Genomic DNA, 16804 nt, shown 5'->3' with positions numbered 1-16804 from the left:
CCGCGATGGTATCAGTCCGTTTTACCTGACAGACCGCGGCGTCAGAATCGCGGGCAAGCCCGGCTCCCACAGGAATTATTGTGATGGGCTTGCGGCGCTTATAGCCTTTAACCATAAGCACCGTACTTTGCGTGATATGGGCTGTCGGCGTTTGTCGGTATGATGTGCGGCCCCGCGGTCTGGATTGCGAATACGCCATGACATTGCAGTACCCAACTATCGCCGATTGCGTCGGCAACACTCCTCTGGTGCGCTTGCAGCGCCTGGCTGGAAACACTACCAACACCTTGTTGCTCAAGCTCGAAGGGAACAACCCTGCAGGCTCGGTCAAGGACCGTCCGGCTCTGTCGATGATTGCCCGCGCCGAAGCGCGCGGCCAGATCCAGGCTGGCGATACCCTGATTGAAGCCACCTCGGGCAATACCGGGATTGCCCTGGCCATGGCCGCGGCGATCAAGGGCTACAAGATGATCCTGATCATGCCCGACAATTCCAGCGCCGAGCGCAAGGCTGCCATGACCGCCTACGGTGCCGAGCTGATCCTGGTCAGTCAGGAAGAGGGCATGGAAGGCGCCCGCGACCTGGCCGACAAGATGCAGGCCCAGGGCCTGGGCAAGGTGCTCGACCAGTTTGCCAACGGTGACAACCCCGAGGCTCACTACACCGGTACGGGCCCGGAAATCTGGCGTCAGACCAACGGTACCATCACCCACTTCATCAGTTCGATGGGTACTACCGGTACCATCATGGGCGTGTCGCGCTACCTCAAGGAGCAAAACCCGGGCGTGCAGATCGTCGGTTTGCAGCCGATGGAAGGCGCTGCCATTCCGGGCATCCGCCGCTGGCCGACCGAGTACTTGCCCAAGATCTACCAGGCCGACCGCGTAGACCGCATCGTCGACATGGCCCAGCGCGAAGCCGAAGACGTCACCCGCCGACTGGCCCGTGAAGAAGGCATTTTCTGTGGTGTGTCCTCGGGCGGGGCGGTGGCAGCGATGCTGCGCCTGAACCAGGAAGTCGAAAACGCGGTGATGGTCGCGATCATTTGTGACCGAGGCGACCGTTATCTGTCGACCGGCATTTACGATGCGCCCAACTGATGGCCAAGCAAGAGAGAGGCCTGCGCTTCCAGCCTGCTGGCGGCACCAAGGCTGCGCAAGTGCCTGCGGGCAAGAAACAGCGTTTGAATATCGAGCGCCTGGCCAACGACGGCCGCGGTATTGCCTTTATTGAAGGGCGTACCTGGTTTGTTTCGGGGGCTCTGGCCGGTGAAGAAGTCGAAGCCCGGGTGCTGGGTGCCCATGGCAAGGTCGTTGAAGCCCGTATCGAGCGTGTTTTCAAGGCCAGCGAGATCCGTCGCCAGGCACCCTGTGCCCATGCGGGCAAGTGCGGCGGCTGCAGCGTGCAGCATTTGCCCCATGAAGAGCAGCTTGCACTGAAACAGCGCATGCTCGCCGAGCAACTGTCCCGCGTGGCCGGTGTCGAACCTCAAGAGTGGGCAGCGCCGCTGACCGGTCCCGAGTTTGGCTACCGCCGCCGGGCACGTATCGCCGTGCGCTGGGATGCGCGGGCCAAGCACCTGGACGTGGGTTTCCGTGCTGCTGGCAGCCAGGACATCGTCGCCATCGATCACTGTTTGGTTCTGGTACAGGCTTTGCAACCTATCATGACCGGGCTGCCCGCCATGTTGCGTCAACTGGGCAACCCCAAGGCACTGGGCCACGTGGAGTTGTTCAGTGGTTCGGCGATTGCGGTTTTGCTGCGCCATATGGCGCCGCTGAGCGCTGCCGACATGCAGGTTCTTGAGGCATTTTGCATTACCCATAACGCCCAATTGTGGCTGCATGGCGAAGGCGAGCCACAGCCGGTCGATTTGACCCGGGCCTTGGGCTATCGTCTGGAAACATGGGATTTGCAGTTGGCGTATCGCCCCGGGGATTTTGTCCAGGTCAATGCCGGCGTCAACGAAGCCATGGTGGCTCAAGCCATAAAGTGGCTTGCGCCACAAGCTGACGAACGGATTCTTGACTTGTTCTGTGGGCTGGGTAACTTCGCATTACCACTGGCACAAAAAGCGCGTGAAGTCGTGGCTGTTGAAGGTGTTGCGACCATGGTCGAACGCGCCGCGCAAAACGCGGTCAGTAACAGCCTGCATAATGCAGTGTTTTTTCAGGCCGACCTGTCACAGCCGCTGGTGGATGCAACCTGGGCCAAAGCCGGCTTCAGTGCCGTACTGCTTGATCCGCCTCGCGACGGCGCTTATGAAGTGGTACGAAAGTTGTCTGGCCTGGGTGCCAAACGTTTGGTGTATGTGTCGTGCAACCCGGCCACCCTGGCGCGCGACACGGTTGAACTGATTAAACAGGGTTACCGGTTAAAACGTGCCGCAATCCTCGACATGTTCCCGCAAACAGCGCATGTCGAGGCGATGGCGTTATTTGAAGCAGACTAGGATGTCTGTCTATTTCAACGGGCCCGCAACCCGCGACGCTATGCCCTGTAGCGCGCGGTTGGGATCAGGGCCTGTGATTTCGGCGCATTGAACCTGCGCTGTAGGGAAGGTAAGCAAGATGGTACAGGTCAGAGCACACCAGCCGATCAACACCGACGGCAGTCTCAACCTCGAGGCATGGCTGGATCATGCGGTGAGTGTCGATGTGGCGCTGGACCGTGAAGCCTTGAAAGAAGCGTGTGAGTTTGCACGCGAGGCCGAGCAGCAAGCCAATGCGGCGAAAAACCTGTGGGCCGAGGGCACCTCAAGCTTTCGTACCGGGTTGGAAATCGCCGAGATATTGGCCGATCTGAAACTGGATCAGGATTCCCTGGTTGCCGCGATTCTCTATCGTTGCGTGCGCGAAGGGCAGGTGCTGTTGCCTGCCGTCAGCCAGCGCTTCGGTCCGGTGGTGGCCAAACTGATTGATGGTGTACTGCGCATGGCGGCCATCAGTGCCAGCCTCAGCCCCCGTCAATCGATGGTGCTGGGCACTCAGGGCCAGGTCGAAAACCTGCGCAAGATGCTGGTTGCCATGGTTGATGACGTGCGCGTGGCACTGATCAAGCTGGCTGAACGTACCTGCGCGATTCGCGCGGTCAAAAATGCCCCGGACGAGAAGCGCAACCGCGTCGCCCGCGAGGTGTTCGATATTTATGCGCCATTGGCGCACCGCCTGGGCATCGGCCACATCAAGTGGGAGCTGGAGGACCTGTCCTTCCGCTATCTGGAGCCCGAGCAGTACAAACAAATCGCCACCTTGCTGCATGAGCGCCGCCTCGACCGAGAGCGCTTTATCAGCGATGTGATGAACCAGTTGCGTACCGAGCTGGAAGCCACCGGCGTGACCGACGCCGACATCAGCGGCCGGGCCAAGCACATCTACTCGATCTGGCGCAAAATGCAGCGCAAGGGCCTGGCCTTCAGCCAGATCTATGACGTGCGTGCCGTACGGGTACTGGTGCCGGAAATGCGCGACTGCTATACCGCGCTGGGCATCGTCCACACCCTGTGGCGACATATTCCCAAGGAGTTTGACGACTATATCGCCAACCCCAAGGAGAACGGCTACCGCTCGCTGCATACTGCCGTGATCGGGCCTGAAGGCAAGGTCCTGGAAGTGCAGATTCGCACCCATGCCATGCACGAAGAGGCCGAGCTGGGGGTTTGCGCGCACTGGCGCTACAAGGGCACTGACGTCAAGGCCGGGTCCAACCAGTACGAAGAGAAAATCTCGTGGCTGCGCCAGGTGCTGGAGTGGCACGAAGAACTGGGCGATATCGGTGGCCTGGCCGATCAGCTGCGCGTCGATATCGAGCCGGACCGGGTGTATATCTTCACCCCCGACGGTCACGCCATCGACCTGCCCAAGGGGGCGACGCCGCTGGACTTTGCCTACCGGGTTCACACCGAGATCGGCCACAACTGCCGTGGTGCCAAGATCAACGGGCGCATCGTGCCGCTCAACTACAGTCTGCAGACCGGTGAGCAGGTCGAGATCATCACCAGCAAGCACGGTACGCCGAGCCGCGACTGGCTGAACCCGAACCTGGGCTATGTCACCACCTCGCGGGCGCGGGCGAAAATCGTCCACTGGTTCAAGTTGCAGGCGCGCGATCAGAACGTCGCTGCCGGCAAAACCATGCTCGAGCGCGAACTCGGCCGTTTGGGCCTGCCGGCGGTGGATTACGAGAAGCTCGCCGACAAGGCCAACATGCGAACCGCCGAGGACATGTACGCGGCGCTCGGGGCTGGCGACTTGCGCCTGGCGCAGTTGATCAACCTGGCCCAGCAACAGGTCGAGCCTGAGCGCGGCAGCGAGCAGATGGAGCTGATCCCGCGTAAGGCCACGGGCTACAAGCCGGGCAAGCGTGGAGACATCCAGATCGAAGGCGTCGGCAACCTGCTGACCCAGATGGCCGGGTGCTGTCAGCCGCTGCCGGGGGATGCGATTGTCGGTTACATCACCCAGGGCCGTGGCGTCAGCATTCACCGCCAGGACTGCGCCTCGGTGCTGCAACTGGGCAGTCGTGAGCCGGAGCGAATGATTCAGGTCAACTGGGGGCCGATCCCGGTCTCGACCTATCCGGTGGATATCGAAATCCGCGCCTACGATCGTTCGGGCTTGTTGCGTGATGTGTCGCAGGTGTTGCTCAACGAACGGATCAACGTGCTGGCGGTCAACACCCGCTCGAACAAGGAAAACAACACCGCGTTGATGACCTTGACCATCGAGATCCCGGGGCTGGATGCGCTGGGGCGTTTACTGGGGCGGATCTCGCAACTGCCGAACATCATCGAAACCCGCCGGATCGGGCGTAGTGAGCCGCGCTAATCCTTTGTGGTAGCGGGCTTGCTCGCGATTGCATCTCCTCGGTGAGTCAGCTGTACCGGGGTGTTCATATCGCGAGCAAACCCGCTCCCACAGGGTGTGGTTAGCGTGTGCCAAAGGATTACAGATGTACAACCTCGACGACCTGCTGCACCTCATGGCCCGCCTGCGTGACCCGCAGTACGGCTGCCCGTGGGATATCAAGCAAACGTACGCCACTATCGTGCCTTATACCCTCGAAGAGGCTTACGAGGTCGCTGACGCCATTGAGCAGGGTGACTTCGAGCACCTGCAGGGCGAACTCGGCGATTTGCTGTTTCAAGTGGTGTATTACAGCCAGCTGGCCCGGGAAGAAGGCCGTTTCGAGTTTGCCGGGGTGATCGACAGCATTACCCGCAAGCTGATCCGCCGTCACCCCCATGTCTTTCCCACCGGTGACCTGTATGCGCCGCTGGATGTGCCGCGCTTGAGCGAAGAACAGGTCAAGGTACGCTGGGATGAGATCAAGGCCGAGGAGCGCGCAGAAAAGTCTACCGCCCCCGAGCAGTTGTCCTTGCTTGACGATGTGCCCGTCGCCTTGCCTGCCCTGTCCCGCGCCGCCAAGCTGCAAAAGCGCGCCGCCCAGGTCGGTTTTGACTGGCCAGCGGCATTGCCGGTGCTGGACAAGGTGCGTGAAGAGCTGGATGAAGTGCTGGAGGCCATGGCCGACAACGATTCGGCGGCCATTCATGACGAAATCGGCGACCTGCTGTTTTCCGTGGTCAACCTGGCCCGTCATCTTAAAGTGGACCCGGAAACCGCCTTGCGTGGTGCCAATGCAAAATTTGATCGACGTTTCCGGTTTATCGAGCAGGCATTGCGCGATACCCTGCGTCCCATTGAAAGTTGCACCCTTGAAGACCTGGACGCCCTGTGGGGTGAAGCCAAGCGCCAGGAAAAGAATTTGCCCAGCTGCGGCTGAGTTTGCCTAAGTGAGTAAGTAGATGAGCATTTCCCTACGCGACCAGTTGCTCAAAGCCGGACTGGTCAACGAGAAGCAGGCCAAGCAGGCCGGCAAAGAAAAACAGAAACAACAGCGTCTGGCCCACAAAGGCCAGATCGAACTGGACGACACCCAGCAGCGTCTGGCTGCCGAAGCCAAGGCCGAGAAGGTCAAGCGCGACCAGGAACTGAACCGCCAGCAGCAGGAGAAGGTCGAGCAAAAAGCCCGTGCTGCGCAGATCAAGCAATTGATCGAAGTATCACGTCTGCCCAAGCTGACCACTGAGGACTACTACAACTTCGTTGATGACAAAAAGGTCAAGCGCCTGTCGGTCAACACCCTGATGCGCAACAAGCTGGCCAATGGCTCGCTGGCGATCGTGCAGCACCAGGGCGGCTACGAAGTCATCCCCCGTGAAGCTGCACTGAAGATCCAGGAGCGCGATCCGCGCCGGATCGTGCAGCTGAATATCCTGGTTGAGCCGAAAACCCCGGAAGAAGACGATCCGTACGCGGCCTATCAGATCCCTGATGACCTGATGTGGTAGTGCTGGCATAACCTGTGGGAGCGAGCCTGCTCGCGAAAGCGTTCGCTGCTCTTCGCGAGCAGGCTCGCTCCCACAGAGTGTTGCGTTGGCGCATAACAAAACAAACCCCGCTTCGGCGGGGTTTGTGTTTTTCAAGACAGTAGTTTCTTCTGCTCAGGCCTGGCGTTTCTGCGCTTCCAGCTTTTCCAGCTCAGCCTTGTAGCTGTGAGCGTCGCTTTCGCGGTGGAACATGCCTACCAGTATGTCTTCTTGATGCACATCCCATAGGTGTACGCCGTGGGCTACCAGTTGGTGGAACATACGTGAATCGTCGCGCTCAGTTACTTTGATAGTCATCTGCTTGCTCCAAATTCTGATGAGGGCCTGCGGCAAGGCGTCGCAGGACTTCTTTATAGAATCTGTTAGCTTCCTAAGTAAATAGCTGATTGTCGCGCTGTCATCTTGCAGAAAATCCTTAAACCCTGCAGCCCTTTAAGCACGGGGTGTTTACGGATTTGTTCAATAGTTTTATGAAAAATGTTTCATGTTTTTGGTGTGTTACAGACCAAAAAAACCTCGCCGAAGCGAGGTTTTTTTGAGGCTTGCAGCTAAAGGCTTGTCGCTTAGTTGCCCTTGACCGTTTTGCCATCCACCGTGCCGTCCAGCAGCATGATGTTGTATTCCTTGCCGTCTTTTTCGACCTGGCGCAGTTTGACCAGCAGCGAACCCCAGTTCTTGGCGAACCACATTTCAGTGATGCGCTTGTTCTGTGTCGGGTCGCGTACGCGCTCAACCTTGATTGCGTCGACCTTGCCAGCCTTGGTTTCAACCACTTCAGGGCCGATCACGCGAAAGTCATAGGTGTCGACGTCATTGCCATCAACCACCTGGTAGCTCATGGACTTTTTGCCGGCTTCTACGTCACGCTGCAGTGCCAGCTGGTAGGTGGACTTGTCGAGCATGCCGCTGAGCAAGGGTACTTTGACAGCGTCGCCCTGATCGGTGCCGGTGACCATCTTGGCCGCCCAGTCGAAATCCAGATCGATCTTCTTGGCTTTTCCCAGGCCGCCACGTTCAAAGTGGTAGGTCAGCGGGATCAGCGTGTTTTTCTCGATTTTGAGGGTGCTTTCTTCGTTCAGGCTGGCTACCAGCATTGAAGCCTTGAAATTCAAGGTCCAGATACCATTGTCACCCTTGGTCAGGCTGCGCTCGGCAGAACCGCTCATGGGCAGCTGTTTCCAGTCTGCGGTGTAGCTGGCCTTGAAAGGCTGAAGATCGGCCGCTTGGACTGCTGGAATAGCCAGCAGGCTAAGGGCGAGAAGCAGGGCACGACGCATAAGTTCTCCTAGGTTCGTATCAAGTGGCCGCTGGCCGCAAGTAATTGACCGTCCAATAATGCGCCTCGCTCGTCAAGTGACAAGCGACCTTCGGCAAACCAGCGCACTGCAAGCGGATAAATCCGGTGTTCCTGGGCGTGAACCCGTTGCGCCAGGCTATGTGGCGAGTCATCGGACTCTACCGGTATCACTGCCTGTACGACCAGAGGTCCGCCGTCGAGTTCCTCGGTCACAAAGTGCACGCTGCAGCCGTGCTCACCGTCTCCTGCTTCCAGCGCCCGCTGGTGCGTGTGCAAGCCCTTGTATTTGGGGAGCAGGGAAGGGTGGATATTCAGCAGGCGACCCTGATAGTGACGCACGAATTCTGCGCTGAGAATGCGCATGAACCCGGCCAGAACCACCAGTTTCGGTTTGAATTCGTCGATGACTTTGATCAATGCAGCATCGAAGGCCTCGCGGCCCTCGAATGCCTTGTGATCCAGTACGCGGGTATCGATACCCGCGTCTTTGGCGCGTTGCAGGCCGTAGGCATCTGCGCGGTTGGAGATCACCGCGCGGATTGATGCCGGGCTGGCCTTGACGTCATCGCTGTCGATCAAGGCCTGCAAGTTGCTGCCGGTGCCGGAAAGCAGCACCACTACATCACAGGTATCAGGCATTAGTGCGCCTTGATGTTTTGCAGCTCAACTTGCGCAGCGCCTTCAGCGGCGGTTGCGATCTGACCGATGACCCAAGGCTGCTCGCCCGCTTCACGCAGTACGTTCAGCGCAGTTTCAACGTCAGCCTGAGCTACGCAGATGACCATGCCAACGCCGCAGTTCAGCACGCGGTGCATTTCGTGCTCGTCCACGTTGCCTTTTTCCTGCAGCCAGTCGAAGACGGCAGGGCGCTGCCAGCTGGCAACGTCAACCACCGCTTGTGCACCTTTTGGCAGTACGCGCGGGATGTTGTCGAGCAGGCCGCCACCGGTGATGTGGGCCATGGCCTTGACTACGCCGGTTTCCTTGATCAGCTTGAGCAGCGGCTTGACGTAGATGCGGGTCGGCGCCATCAGCAGGTCGGTCAGTGGCTTGCCGTCGAGCTGGATGTTTTCGATGTCGGCACCCGACACTTCGATGATCTTGCGGATCAGCGAGTAGCCGTTGGAGTGCGGGCCCGAGGACGGCAAGGCGAGCAGGGCGTCGCCGGCAGCGACCTTGGAACCGTCGATGATCTCGGATTTTTCTACAACGCCAACGCAGAAGCCGGCCAGGTCGTAGTCTTCGCCTTCGTACATGCCTGGCATTTCAGCGGTTTCGCCGCCAACCAGCGAGCAACCGGACAGTTCGCAGCCAGCGCCGATACCGGTCACCACCTGGGTCGCGGTTTCAACGTTGAGCTTGCCGGTGGCGTAGTAGTCAAGGAAGAACAGAGGCTCGGCGCCGCATACGATCAGGTCGTTGACGCACATGGCAACCAGGTCGATACCGATGCTGTCGTGCTTGTTCAGGTTCAGGGCCAGGCGCAGCTTGGTGCCGACGCCGTCAGTGCCGGAAACCAGAACAGGCTGCTTGTAGCCAGCCGGAATTTCGCAGAGGGCGCCAAAACCGCCGAGGCCGCCCATCACTTCCGGGCGTGCAGTGCGCTTGGCCACGCTCTTGATGCGTTCGACCAATGCTTCACCGGCGTCGATGTCTACACCGGCGTCTTTGTAGCTCAGGGATGGTTGCTTGCTCATAATCCAGGCCTTTAGGGGGGATTCGGGGGTATCGACCGAGTTCAGGGGGCAGGCTTGCAAGTGCTCAAGGATTGCACCAGAGCATTTGCAGGGTGCCCGGCTGTTGGCGGTCTGCGAAGGCGCGCGATTTTATCAGGCTTGAAGGGCAGCGGCCATCCTCGGGCCGACAGGCAGGGTTATATCTGGCGAAAAAAACCTTTTTTAGTCGTACTTGGGTCTGCGCACAGGCCTGTATAAGGTATAGAGAGGTTGTGTGACCGCGTGAAAACGCGAAACGGGCGTGAATGATTTGGCCGTGGCCGTGTCAGAAGTCTGTTCGAGTGTTTTTATGGCGTCCTTAATAGGCTGCTTTTTGTCATCGGGAATCTTTCATGCGTTTTAGCCAATTTTTAGCCGTGGGCTGTCTGTCTTTTTTCAGCCTGGCCAGTCATGCCGAAATCCTCACCGGTCTTTATCAGGTGCTCGAGCCAGTCACCACCCAGTCACCTGATGAGCGCACCCAGGCTACGCAAAAGGCCCTGGAAACCCTGGTGTTGCGTCTGACCGGAGATGCCGCGGCGATTAAGAGTCCGGCGCTGGAGGCGATTCGCAAAGATCCGCAGCAAATCATCAGTCGCTACGGCTATGACGCCGGCCCGCCGCAAAGCCTGCAAGTGGACTTCGATCCGGTGAGTACCGATCGTGCGTTGCATCAGGCCGGGCTGTCGCTGTGGGGCAGTAATCGCCCTGCGCTGCTGGGCTGGTGGCTGAATGACTCGGTCGAAGGTTCGAGCCTGGTGGGGGACGGTCAGTCAGTGGCCGAGCCGTTGCGTCGTGCCGCGCAGCATCGGGGTTTGCCATTGCGCTTGCCGTTGGCGGATTTGAGTGAACAGCTTGTGGGTACGGCTGAAAATCTTGAGGGCAGCAATCCTGCGCCTTTAAAAGACGCTTCCGAGCGTTATGGTGCGGACGCATTGCTGGCGGTGCATGCTCGTGAAGATGACGGGCAGTGGAGCGCCAAATGGCGTTTGTGGGTAGGTGATCAGCAGGAGCAGGGCAGCGCTCAGGCTCCTGATCAGGCAGCGCTGGCCGATGCCGTGATGCTTGCGGTCAGCCAGCGTCTGGCGCCGCGCTATGCGGTCAAGCCCGGGGTTTCTTCCGAGCAGTTGCTCGAAGTGCAAGGCATGACGTTGCAGCGATATGCGCAGCTGGGGCATTTGCTTGAGCCTTTTGGTGCGCAACTCAAGAGCGTTGACGGTGATCGTGTTGTGTACCTGGTAAACGGCAGCGCCGAGCAGTTGCGTTCGCAATTGGGGCTGGCGCAGTTGCAGGAAGTACCGGCGGGGCAAGTGCCTGTTGCGGCTGATGGGGGGCAGGCGTCAAGTGTTGCCTCAGGCCCTGCGGCGCAGTTGCGGTTTCGCTGGTAGGTTGATGTCTTCTTTATATAAGGATGGGGTGGCTCATGGCTGATTCGCGACGGTGGGTGTGGTGGGGCGTGGCGTTGGGATTCGCCCTGTTCGTGTATTTCCTGCATCCGATACTCACGCCTTTTCTGGTCGCCATCGTCCTGGCCTATATGTTCGACCCGGTGGTCGATCGACTGGAAAGGTTCGGACTTTCAAGAACCTGGGGTGTGGTTGCGGTCTTTACCGTGTTCACTGTCATTTTGATGACATTGCTGCTGGTACTGGTGCCGCTGCTGGCCAAGCAACTGTTGAAGCTCTATCAGTTGGCACCGCAGATCCTCGACTGGCTGCAGCACACGGCAATGCCGTGGGTGCAAGCCAAGTTCGGCTTGAGTGACAGTTTCTGGAAGTTCGACAAGATCAAGGCGGCGATCACCGAGCATATGGGGCAGGCGACTGACATTGTCGGAATCGTCCTGTCCAAGGCCACGGCTTCCAGTCTGGCGCTGATCGGCTTTTTGGCCAATCTGGTGTTGATTCCGGTGGTGGCGTTCTACCTGTTGCGTGATTGGAACATCATGATGGCCAAGATTCGCGGTCTGTTGCCGCGGGCTCGGGCAGATCAGATCGTGTCACTGGCCAAAGAGTGCCACGACGTGCTCGGCGCGTTTGTGCGCGGTCAGTTGCTGGTGATGCTGGCGCTGGGGGTGATCTACTCGGCGGGCCTGATGCTGGTCGGCCTCGAGCTGGGGTTGTTGATCGGCTTGATGGCGGGTATAGCGGCCATCGTGCCGTATATGGGCTTTATTGTCGGCATCGGTGCGGCGTTGGTTGCCGGGTTATTCCAGTTTGGCGGGGATCTGTACCCGATGCTCGGCATCGTGGCGGTGTTTATGATCGGCCAAGCCCTGGAGGGCACCGTGCTTACCCCGCTGCTGGTGGGTGACAAAATCGGTATGCACCCGGTGGCGGTGATCTTTGCGATTCTGGCTGGCGGTGAGCTGTTCGGTTTTACCGGTGTATTGCTGGCCTTGCCGGTAGCGGCCGTGATCATGGTGCTGGTGCGCCATGTGCAGGATTTGTATAAGGATTCCCAGGTCTATAAAGGCAGTGAGGATCCGCAGTTGTAGAGGGTGGGTTGTGAAGCGGCGGGGTTGTCGCGAGGCGGCCCGGCCTTCTTTGTGCGTTCGAGGCGGCTCGCAGGCGCCAGAAAAAGCCCAATCAATCCAAGACCTTAACGCAAACCTTTGATTTTGCTCGTGGTCTGTTACATTGTGTGCCCGGCGACACGGGTATAAACTTTTCAAACCTTACACAGAGGCCACTAACGGTTCGCTTGAACTGTTCAGTCAGCATGAAACCGATTCAGCTGCCCCTAGGTGTGCGTCTGCGTGATGACGCTACCTTCATAAACTACTATCCAGGCGCCAATGCCGCTGCACTCGGCTATGTCGAACGTCTGTGCGAAGCCGACGCCGGCTGGACAGAAAGCCTGATTTACCTGTGGGGCAAACATGGCGTAGGGCGTACGCACCTGCTGCAGGCCGCTTGCCTGCGCTTTGAGCAGATGGGCGAACCGGCGGTTTACCTGCCGCTGGCCGAGTTGCTGGATCGCGGCATAGAAATCCTCGATAACCTTGAGCAGTACGAGCTGGTTTGCCTGGATGACCTGCAGGCGGTGGCCGGGCGTGCTGATTGGGAAGAGGCGCTGTTCCATCTGTTCAACCGGCTGCGTGACAGCGGCCGGCGCCTGTTGATTGCAGCCTCCACCTCGCCTCGAGAATTGCCGATCAAACTGGCAGACCTCAAGTCCCGCCTGACCATGGCGCTGGTTTTCCAGATGCGCCCCCTGTCCGATGAGGACAAGCTGCGGGCTTTGCAGTTGCGTGCTTCACGCCGTGGCCTGCACCTGACTGACGAAGTCGGGCATTTCATTCTCACGCGCGGTACCCGCAGCATGAGTGCCTTGTTTGATTTGCTCGAGCGGCTCGATCAAGCGTCCTTGCAGGCGCAGCGCAAGCTGACCATTCCCTTCCTGAAAGAAACCCTTGGCTGGTAGCTCAGCCCTTCAAAAATAAGGGTTGTAGCCGGTTTTGACAGTTTCCAGGCGCCAAAAATCCTGCGCGGCCAAAGGGCTGTGGGCGCAAAATCTGTCGTCAGGGGTGTAAAGCCTTAGATGTCACGACAAAACCATCGAGTCACATTTAGATCGATTGAATTTGCAAATGAGGATCATAGAAGGCATAGTCGCGGCTACTTTTTCTAATAAGCCACGGTCGTGCCCATGCTAAAGCGCTTCGCACCCCTCGTGCCCCTCGCACTCGTTACCCTGTTGTTTGGTTGTGCTGCTCACACGCCAGTGTCGCAGCAAGTCGTCCAGGCTCAGGTTCAAAAGTCATCTTCGGTCTCGCAAACTTCCGCTCTTTATCAGGAAGAACTGGCAACCGAAAAAGAACTGGCTGAGTTTTCTGCCAACAGCAAGCCTTATGAATTGCCAGCTCTGGCTGACAGCATTCTAGAGCGCGGCATGTCCTTGATCGGTACCCGTTACCGTTTTGGTGGCACCTCCGAGGCAGGCTTCGATTGCAGCGGCTTTATCGGTTATCTGTTCAAGGAAGAGGCGGGCATGCAATTGCCGCGCTCAACCCGCGAAATGATCAACGTAAAAGCACCGCTGGTCGCACGGAATAATTTGAAACCGGGTGATTTGCTGTTCTTCAGCACCAATGGTCGTGGCCGTGTGAGCCATGCCGGGATTTACCTGGGTGATGACCAGTTTATTCACTCCAGCAGCCGCCGCAGCGGTGGTGTACGGATTGATAACCTGGGTGACAGCTACTGGAGCAAGACCTTTATTGAGGCCAAGCGCGCCCTGGCGATGGCCCCTGCGAGCGTCGTAGCCCGCAAGTAAAGTTAATGTGTTACTTGAAGTTCTGCAGCTAAGAGCTAGAATTAAGTCGCAATGTTAAATTTCTGAAGCCGCGAAGGTGCCCCCTCTCGCGGCTTTGGAGTTCGCGGCCTGAGTTGCCGTATCCAGAATCAGGAACATTCTGTTTATGTCGATCATGGCCCGCGTTGCTCTCCTCACTTTAGCAGCACTGCTCAGTGCCTGCGCCAGCCGCACCCCGCCAGCCCCCGTGGCACAAAAGCCGGTTGTGTTTATCACTCATCCCGAAGAAACCTCGCCGGTTGCCGCAGACGTGCTTTTTCGCGCCCTTGGCCTGGTAGGCACGCCTTATCGCTGGGGCGGCAATACCCCGGATTCGGGGTTTGATTGCAGTGGCCTGATCAAGTACGTGTACAACGACGCCGCGGGTATTTCGTTGCCGCGCACCACGCGCGAGATGATCGTGATGCGTGCGCAGAGCATCGGCCAGGACAAGCTGCAAACCGGTGACCTGCTGTTCTTTGCAACCAATGGTGGCTCCCAGGTCAGTCACGCCGGGATCTACGTAGGCGAAGGGCGCTTTGTCCATGCGCCGGCCACGGGCGGTACGGTTAAGCTGGACAGCCTGAACAAGGCCTACTGGCAGAGGGCTTATCTGAATGCCAAGCGCGTGTTGCCGACCGAGCAGCATTTGGCACGTTTGCCCTAAAGCCCCTCACCCCAACCCTCTCCCTCCGGGGAGGGCTAGGGTGAGGGCGGCTCTTGATTAGAAAGCCTATTTTCCCGACACCCGCCAAACCTTGTTGCCTACATCATCGGCCACCAACAAGTCCCCTTGCTTGTCGATCACCACGCCCACTGGCCGGCCCATGGCTTTTTCGTCGGCGTTAATAAAGCCGGTCAGCACATCGATCGGCATGCCCTCGGGTTTGCCGCCCGCAAAAGGCACGAAAATCACTTTGTAACCACTGTGGGGTTTGCGGTTCCAGGAGCCGTGCTGGCCGATAAAGGCACCCTGGGTAAAGCCGGGTAAATGGCTGCCTTCGGCAAACGTCAGCCCCAAAGACGCCGTGTGTGGCCCAACGGCGTAATCCGGGGCAATGGCCTTGGCCACCAGTTCAGGGTTTTGTGGGTTGACCCGCACATCCACATGCTGGCCGTAATAGCTGTAGGGCCAGCCATAGAAGCCGCCATCCTGGACTGATGTGATGTAGTCGGGCACCAGGTCACTGCCGATTTCGTCGCGCTCATTAACTGCTGTCCAGAGTTTGCCGGAGGTGGGCTCCCAGTCCATGCCATTAGGGTTGCGCAGGCCCGACGCAAAAATGCGGTGGCTGCCGGTGGCCGGATCGACTTCCCAGATCGCGGCGCGACCTTGCTCCTTGTCCATGCCATTTTCGCCCACATTGCTGTTGGATCCGACGGTCACATATAACTTGGTGCCGTCCTTGCTGGCGATCACGTTTTTGGTCCAATGGTGGTTCAGAGGCCCGCCGGGTAAGTCCACCACCTTGACCGGTTTGGCGCTGATGCTGTTTTCACCGGCTTGATAGGGGAAGCGCAACAGCTTGTCGGCATCTGCCACATACAGATCGTTACCCACCAGCGTCATGCCAAAGGGAGAGTTCAGGTTCTCAATAAACACGGTGCGGGTTTCGGCGACGCCATCGTGGTCCGCGTCGCGCAGCAGGGTAATCCGGTTTGCACTTGGCACTCCGGCCCCGGCGCGGGACATAACCTTGTCTGCGATCCAGCCCTTGATGCCCTTGCTGTCATCCGGCTTGGGCGGCGAATTGGATTCGGCCACCAGCACGTCGCCGTTGGGCAGTACATAGAGCCAGCGCGGGTGGTCGAGGTTCTGGGCGAAAGCGGCGACGTGCAAGCCGTGGGCAGCCACTGGGGTGGCATTATCGGGCCAGCCGATGGCGGGGGCGATATTGACCGTTGGAATCAGGGTTTTATTGGGTTCGGGAAGCTTGGGTGATGGGCCGGTACCCTCACTGACTTGCAGGGTCGAGCTTTCGCCGCAAGCGACCAATCCTGCGGCAAGAACAATAACAACGGCGTGCTGGCGCTTGAGCATGTGGTTCTCCATAAGATCTTGTCTGGTAGTAGAGAAGCGTAGCTGTTTAAAGGTTCAGCCCGGGCGCCGGATAAAGCCTTTAGGCGCCGGCTTTAATTGACGCTCCACCCCCAACCCTCTAACCTTCGCGGCTTGTTTCAGGTGCTCTGTGGCCATGGGTCGACAGAGTGAAACAGGGAAGCCGGTGAGGGCGTGTTGGACCTACACAACCGCCACGATCCCGGCGCTGCCCCCGCAACGGTAAACGAGTCAAAGCCACGCTCAGTGCCACTGTGTTTTTTGCACGGGAAGGCGCGTGGACAAGGGTGCACCCTACAGGTGCCGCCCGCTTGTGAGCCCGGAGACCGGCCTGATCCATCCACCACTCTCGCGGCGGGCGATGCAGTGTGTTTTTTTAATTTCCCCCGCCTCCCGTTTGCATCATCGAACCCAACGGAGAGTTGCCATGAATGAATCCCCCGAACGCGACGAACGCCATCAGGCGCGCATGCTGCGCAAAAAAGCGGTTATGGACGAGCGCATTGCCAGCTCGCCCAATGAATGCGGACTGCTGCTGGTATTGACCGGCAATGGCAAAGGCAAGAGCAGTTCTGCGTTTGGCATGCTGGCCCGGGCCATGGGCCACGGCATGCAGTGCGGCGTGGTGCAGTTCATCAAGGGGCGCAACAGCACCGGTGAGGAGATTTTCTTCCGCCGTTTTCCCGAGCAGGTGCGCTACCACGTGATGGGTGAAGGCTTTACCTGGGAAACCCAGGACCGCCAGCGCGATATCGCCGCCGCCGAAGCCGCGTGGGAAGTGTCCCGCGAGATGCTGCGCGATCCGTCCATTGGACTGGTGGTGCTCGATGAGCTGAATATCGCGCTCAAGCACGGCTACCTCGATCTGGAACAGGTGCTCGCCGACCTGCAAGCCCGTCCGCCCATGCAGCATGTGCTGGTCACCGGCCGTGGCGCCAAACCTGAATTGATTGATCTGGCTGATACCGTGACTGAGATGGCGGTGGTCAAACACGCTTTCCAGGCCGGGATCAAAGCCCAGAAAGGCATCGAATTGTGAGTGTTGA

The 16804-nt window shown here is 58.8% G+C and carries 16 protein-coding genes and 1 riboswitch; of the genes, 11 read left to right on the top strand and 5 right to left on the bottom strand.

Annotated elements, in window-relative coordinates; genetic code table 11:
• Positions 1-197 precede the first annotated feature (197 nt).
• The 5 genes from cysM to QN377_RS11030 all read left to right on the top strand — a co-directional run bounded on the left by cysM (position 198) and on the right by QN377_RS11030 (position 6352).
• On the top strand, positions 198-1100 hold the full coding sequence (gene cysM, locus QN377_RS11050; protein WP_095003072.1) for a cysteine synthase CysM: 903 nt from the start codon (positions 198-200) through the stop codon (positions 1098-1100).
• Positions 1100-2452 (top strand): 23S rRNA (uracil(1939)-C(5))-methyltransferase RlmD, encoded by a 1353-nt coding sequence (rlmD, locus tag QN377_RS11045; protein WP_322213353.1) that lies wholly within the window; start codon positions 1100-1102, stop codon positions 2450-2452. Before cysM ends, rlmD begins: the two co-directional genes overlap by 1 nt.
• 118 nt (positions 2453-2570) lie before the next feature.
• Complete coding sequence (gene relA / locus QN377_RS11040) at positions 2571-4826, top strand: GTP diphosphokinase (protein ID WP_095003074.1); 2256 nt, start codon at positions 2571-2573, stop codon at positions 4824-4826.
• A 124-nt stretch (positions 4827-4950) separates the two neighbouring features.
• Positions 4951-5784 (top strand): nucleoside triphosphate pyrophosphohydrolase, encoded by an 834-nt coding sequence (gene mazG, locus QN377_RS11035; RefSeq protein ID WP_095003075.1) that lies wholly within the window; start codon positions 4951-4953, stop codon positions 5782-5784.
• A 22-nt stretch (positions 5785-5806) separates the two neighbouring features.
• Positions 5807-6352 carry a DUF2058 domain-containing protein gene (locus QN377_RS11030; RefSeq protein WP_019827734.1) on the top strand — a complete coding sequence of 182 codons (546 nt, stop codon included), beginning with the start codon at positions 5807-5809 and terminating at the stop codon, positions 6350-6352.
• Between the two features lie 153 nt (positions 6353-6505).
• Here the strand turns inward: QN377_RS11030 and QN377_RS11025 are convergent, their stop codons facing one another.
• From QN377_RS11025 to purM, 4 genes are all read right to left on the bottom strand, one after another.
• On the bottom strand, positions 6506-6688 hold the full coding sequence (locus QN377_RS11025; protein WP_016779856.1) for a hypothetical protein: 183 nt from the start codon (positions 6686-6688) through the stop codon (positions 6506-6508).
• A gap of 266 nt (positions 6689-6954) precedes the next feature.
• Entirely contained in the window at positions 6955-7668 is a 714-nt protein-coding gene (locus tag QN377_RS11020) for a DUF3108 domain-containing protein (protein ID WP_095019423.1), read from the bottom strand.
• 8 nt (positions 7669-7676) lie between these two features.
• Complete coding sequence (gene purN / locus QN377_RS11015; RefSeq protein ID WP_095019424.1) at positions 7677-8327, bottom strand: phosphoribosylglycinamide formyltransferase; 651 nt, start codon at positions 8325-8327, stop codon at positions 7677-7679.
• Positions 8327-9385 (bottom strand): phosphoribosylformylglycinamidine cyclo-ligase, encoded by a 1059-nt coding sequence (gene purM / locus QN377_RS11010; protein WP_016779859.1) that lies wholly within the window; start codon positions 9383-9385, stop codon positions 8327-8329. Before purM ends, purN begins: the two co-directional genes overlap by 1 nt.
• 371 nt (positions 9386-9756) lie before the next feature.
• Here purM and QN377_RS11005 point away from each other — a divergent pair, with 371 nt between their 5' ends.
• From QN377_RS11005 to QN377_RS10985, 5 genes are all read left to right on the top strand, one after another.
• Positions 9757-10791 carry a DUF2066 domain-containing protein gene (locus QN377_RS11005; RefSeq protein ID WP_095003078.1) on the top strand — a complete coding sequence of 345 codons (1035 nt, stop codon included), beginning with the start codon at positions 9757-9759 and terminating at the stop codon, positions 10789-10791.
• A 35-nt stretch (positions 10792-10826) separates the two neighbouring features.
• The gene (locus QN377_RS11000) at positions 10827-11900 is read left to right on the top strand and encodes an AI-2E family transporter (protein WP_095003079.1); all 1074 of its coding nucleotides are present in this window, start codon (positions 10827-10829) and stop codon (positions 11898-11900) included.
• A gap of 224 nt (positions 11901-12124) precedes the next feature.
• Positions 12125-12829, top strand: coding sequence for a DnaA regulatory inactivator Hda (hda, locus tag QN377_RS10995; RefSeq protein ID WP_016779862.1), 705 nt, complete (start codon positions 12125-12127; stop codon positions 12827-12829).
• A gap of 225 nt (positions 12830-13054) precedes the next feature.
• Positions 13055-13681: a C40 family peptidase gene (locus QN377_RS10990; protein WP_095003080.1), complete on the top strand. Its 627-nt coding sequence runs from the start codon at positions 13055-13057 to the stop codon at positions 13679-13681.
• 145 nt (positions 13682-13826) lie between these two features.
• Positions 13827-14366: a C40 family peptidase gene (locus tag QN377_RS10985; RefSeq protein ID WP_095019425.1), complete on the top strand. Its 540-nt coding sequence runs from the start codon at positions 13827-13829 to the stop codon at positions 14364-14366.
• Positions 14367-14432: 66 nt separating this feature from the next.
• On the opposite strand, the gene QN377_RS10980 is transcribed toward QN377_RS10985, so the two are convergent.
• The gene (locus tag QN377_RS10980; RefSeq protein ID WP_322213352.1) at positions 14433-15740 is read right to left on the bottom strand and encodes a sorbosone dehydrogenase family protein; all 1308 of its coding nucleotides are present in this window, start codon (positions 15738-15740) and stop codon (positions 14433-14435) included.
• Between the two features lie 122 nt (positions 15741-15862).
• Positions 15863-16108, top strand: a riboswitch (cobalamin riboswitch).
• Positions 16109-16185: 77 nt separating this feature from the next.
• On the opposite strand from QN377_RS10980, the gene cobO reads away from it, so the two are divergent.
• The gene (cobO, locus tag QN377_RS10975; protein WP_095003083.1) at positions 16186-16797 is read left to right on the top strand and encodes a cob(I)yrinic acid a,c-diamide adenosyltransferase; all 612 of its coding nucleotides are present in this window, start codon (positions 16186-16188) and stop codon (positions 16795-16797) included.
• The last annotated feature ends 7 nt before the right edge of the window (positions 16798-16804 follow it).

The sequence above is a fragment of the Pseudomonas sp. CCC4.1 genome, assembly GCF_035019225.1.
Taxonomy (GTDB): Bacteria; Pseudomonadota; Gammaproteobacteria; order Pseudomonadales; family Pseudomonadaceae; genus Aquipseudomonas; species Aquipseudomonas bubulae.
The sequence above is the reverse complement of the archived record's forward strand: the minus strand, read 5'-3'. Positions and strand labels throughout refer to the sequence as shown.

Coding starts and splice junctions, on each gene's coding strand:
- cysM (WP_095003072.1), top strand. CDS start 198: ATGACATTGCAGTACCCAACTATCGCCGATTGCGTCGGCAACACTCCT.
- rlmD (WP_322213353.1), top strand. CDS start 1,100: ATGGCCAAGCAAGAGAGAGGCCTGCGCTTCCAGCCTGCTGGCGGCACC.
- relA (WP_095003074.1), top strand. CDS start 2,571: ATGGTACAGGTCAGAGCACACCAGCCGATCAACACCGACGGCAGTCTC.
- mazG (WP_095003075.1), top strand. CDS start 4,951: ATGTACAACCTCGACGACCTGCTGCACCTCATGGCCCGCCTGCGTGAC.
- QN377_RS11030 (WP_019827734.1), top strand. CDS start 5,807: ATGAGCATTTCCCTACGCGACCAGTTGCTCAAAGCCGGACTGGTCAAC.
- QN377_RS11025 (WP_016779856.1), bottom strand. CDS start 6,688: ATGACTATCAAAGTAACTGAGCGCGACGATTCACGTATGTTCCACCAA.
- QN377_RS11020 (WP_095019423.1), bottom strand. CDS start 7,668: ATGCGTCGTGCCCTGCTTCTCGCCCTTAGCCTGCTGGCTATTCCAGCA.
- purN (WP_095019424.1), bottom strand. CDS start 8,327: ATGCCTGATACCTGTGATGTAGTGGTGCTGCTTTCCGGCACCGGCAGC.
- purM (WP_016779859.1), bottom strand. CDS start 9,385: ATGAGCAAGCAACCATCCCTGAGCTACAAAGACGCCGGTGTAGACATC.
- QN377_RS11005 (WP_095003078.1), top strand. CDS start 9,757: ATGCGTTTTAGCCAATTTTTAGCCGTGGGCTGTCTGTCTTTTTTCAGC.
- QN377_RS11000 (WP_095003079.1), top strand. CDS start 10,827: ATGGCTGATTCGCGACGGTGGGTGTGGTGGGGCGTGGCGTTGGGATTC.
- hda (WP_016779862.1), top strand. CDS start 12,125: ATGAAACCGATTCAGCTGCCCCTAGGTGTGCGTCTGCGTGATGACGCT.
- QN377_RS10990 (WP_095003080.1), top strand. CDS start 13,055: ATGCTAAAGCGCTTCGCACCCCTCGTGCCCCTCGCACTCGTTACCCTG.
- QN377_RS10985 (WP_095019425.1), top strand. CDS start 13,827: ATGTCGATCATGGCCCGCGTTGCTCTCCTCACTTTAGCAGCACTGCTC.
- QN377_RS10980 (WP_322213352.1), bottom strand. CDS start 15,740: ATGCTCAAGCGCCAGCACGCCGTTGTTATTGTTCTTGCCGCAGGATTG.
- cobO (WP_095003083.1), top strand. CDS start 16,186: ATGAATGAATCCCCCGAACGCGACGAACGCCATCAGGCGCGCATGCTG.